Consider the following 1,935-nt stretch of genomic DNA (forward strand, 5'->3'; position numbering starts at 1 on the left):
GGCCAGATGCTCTTTCCCACCTAAAAAGAGGGGGTTTATGTCGGTTTTTTAATTGATGTATATATAGTATTTCGATGTACAGTGGTCATTTTACCATGTTTAGGTTATATATTCCATTTTAGATTAGAAAATCCCGAAATAATCCCCAATATTTTTTCCAATGAGAAGCAGCGTTACGAGGATAAATAAAACTCGTACGTAAGAGACTCCTTTCTTTATAGCGAAATTTGATCCTACGAGAGCTCCGAGAATCATCGCTACTCCCATCGGAAGTCCATATGCAAAATTGACAGCATCTAAATAGAGAAAAATGATAAGTGCAGCGATGTTGCTACTAAAATTTAAAATCTTTGCATTTCCTGCTGATTGAACAAAATCAAATCCAATGATCAAAAATGTAAATAACAAAAACGATCCTGTTCCCGCACCGAAAAAGCCATCATAAAATCCAATAATGAAAATAACAATAGAAAAGATAATGCTCTTTTTTACAGTCATCCCGCTATATGTTGCATCTTTTCCCCAATCTTTTTTCATGATCGTGTAAATAGCAACAGCAATTAATAGTACTAGTACTAACGGTTTTAGTATTTCAGATGAAATATGTTTAACCACAAAAGCACCAAGTATAGAGCCGATAAAAGTTAACGGAAATAACTTAGAGACTAATTTGAAATTGACATTTCCAGACCGAATAAATGAAATGGTACTCATAAGTGCCCCCATTGAGCTTGCTAGTTTGTTTGTTGCAATAGCTGTTGAGGGTGGAAGTCCGGTGAATAACAAAGTAGGTATAGAAATTAATCCACCACCACCCACTACAGAATCGATAAATGCAGCTAAAAAACCTGCCACAATTAAAAAAAGCATTGTATAGAGATTGATGTCCTCCATATGTATTTCCCCCATCCTAATAAAGATAGTCACTACTAAGATAGTACCTATTTATTTGTTGTATGTAAACAAAAATTTTAATCATTTTGTTCTCATGTTTACTACATCTATTTTTATGGTTACTATTAAAGTAATAACTACTGTCAATATTTTAATGGGAATGAAACAACTAGGAGGCTTATGATGGAAGATTTATTACAAAAGATTCAAATGCTTGGCTTAAATCAGTATGAAACAAAGGCTTATGTTTCATTAGTTCAACAAGGAGCTTCTAGCGCTTATCAAGTTAGCAAAAATTCTGGAGTCCCTCGCGCACGTATATATGAAATATTGAATGCTCTTGAGCAAAAAGGTATTGTAATGAAAGAAGAGATCAATGAAGCAGTGCAGTATTCGCCTTTACCTGTGGATGTGTTTTTAGAAACAGTAAGAGAGAAATGGGAAGAGACATATACATACGTAGAAAAAGAATTAAAAGTATTTGAAAAGAAAGAACCTGAGGCAGATCCGAGAGTAACTACCTTAAAAGGGGAAGAAAATATATTAGCTTTTTGCAAAATATTAATTCGAAGAGCTCAAAAAAAGGTTATTTTATCAATTTGGGATACGATGTATGAAAAGCTATTAGTAGATTTACAGGCAAAAGAAAACGAATGCAGTTTGAAAGGGATCGTTTTTCAAGTCGAAAACTCATTGCAAGGGTTAGAAATCCATCGGAAAACGAGCTATGTTGATAATATTGGAGATCATAAATGGTTCATCTTATCAATTGATGGAAAAGAAATGATATATGGTCATTCAATAGAACAAAAAGGGAATGCTTTCTATACGGATGACCCAGTCCATGTATATTTGTTAGAAAATTATATATGGCACGATATATTAGTGAATCGTTTGGTGAGGGACAGTGATCAAAATATGGATTCTTGGATTGCACCAGAACGAGATAAGTTCTTTTCTATATAAGATTAAGAATTGAAGCAGTGTGGGAGTATCTGATGGGAAACTCCCATTTATTCTATATATACATCAATTAACAAA

The 1,935-nt window shown here is 33.5% G+C and carries 2 protein-coding genes; one reads left to right on the top strand and one right to left on the bottom strand.

Annotated elements, in window-relative coordinates:
• Positions 1–123: 123 nt before the first annotated feature.
• The gene (locus V7183_RS21230) at positions 124–894 is read right to left on the bottom strand and encodes a TSUP family transporter (protein ID WP_335360745.1); all 771 of its coding nucleotides are present in this window, start codon (positions 892–894) and stop codon (positions 124–126) included.
• Between the two features lie 183 nt (positions 895–1,077).
• On the opposite strand from V7183_RS21230, the gene V7183_RS21235 reads away from it, so the two are divergent.
• The gene (locus V7183_RS21235) at positions 1,078–1,860 is read left to right on the top strand and encodes a TrmB family transcriptional regulator (RefSeq protein ID WP_097899063.1); all 783 of its coding nucleotides are present in this window, start codon (positions 1,078–1,080) and stop codon (positions 1,858–1,860) included.
• Positions 1,861–1,935 lie beyond the last annotated feature (75 nt).

The sequence above is a fragment of the Bacillus sp. JJ1127 genome (assembly GCF_036965845.1).
Taxonomy (GTDB): domain Bacteria; phylum Bacillota; class Bacilli; order Bacillales; family Bacillaceae_G; genus Bacillus_A.

Excerpts from the sequence above, each read along its gene's own strand:
- V7183_RS21230 (WP_335360745.1), bottom strand. The coding sequence starts at position 894 with ATGGAGGACATCAATCTCTATACAATGCTTTTTTTAATTGTGGCAGGT.
- V7183_RS21235 (WP_097899063.1), top strand. The coding sequence starts at position 1,078 with ATGGAAGATTTATTACAAAAGATTCAAATGCTTGGCTTAAATCAGTAT.